Genomic DNA, 650 nt, shown 5'->3' with positions numbered 1-650 from the left:
TCTCAGCGGTGGCTATCATCATGCGCACCGAGATTTTGGCAGTGGCTTCTGTTTGTTGAATGATCTGGTCTTGGCGGCCAAGCACGCATTAACCTTTGAGCATATAGATAAAGTGCTGATCGTCGACAGTGATGTTCACCATGGCGATGGTACAGCGACACTTTGCCAAGAGAGCGATGAGATTATTACTTTGTCATTCCACTGCGACAAAAATTTTCCTGCGCGTAAACCGTTATCTGATTTAGATGTGCCATTAAGTCGTGAAACAGAAGATGAAGAGTTCTTACGTTGTTTTGAACAAGTCACCAAGTTGGCGATTGCGCATCACCAACCTGATCTCATTATTTATGACGCGGGGATCGACATCCATCAAGACGATGAACTGGGTTATTTGAATGTTTCGACAAAAGGGATATTTGAACGCGACTGTTTCATGATTGAATTAGCGAAATCAGAGTCTATTCCAATGGCGTGTGTAGTCGGTGGCGGATATCGAACTGAACATCAAGATCTGGTGCCGATTCACATGCAGTTATTGAAGGCCGCATTTACTGTCAGCAGTTGAGTGGTGAGCTTGTGTGATCTCCAGATACAAAAAAGCTTTAGATTGATTTGATTGTGGGAAAATTTGTCAATGCTCAGCCTGAGCA

General features: G+C 43.8%; 1 pseudogene. It reads left to right on the top strand.

The annotated features are described in order from the left end of the window. Window positions 1-565, top strand: a pseudogene (locus AB4496_RS28255) (histone deacetylase); the annotation flags it as partial. Between the last annotated feature and the right edge of the window lie 85 nt (window positions 566-650).

The organism is Vibrio sp. 10N.222.46.A1 (assembly GCF_041473595.1).
Taxonomy (GTDB): domain Bacteria; phylum Pseudomonadota; class Gammaproteobacteria; order Enterobacterales; family Vibrionaceae; genus Vibrio; species Vibrio tasmaniensis_A.
The sequence above is the reverse complement of the archived record's forward strand: the minus strand, read 5'-3'. Positions and strand labels throughout refer to the sequence as shown.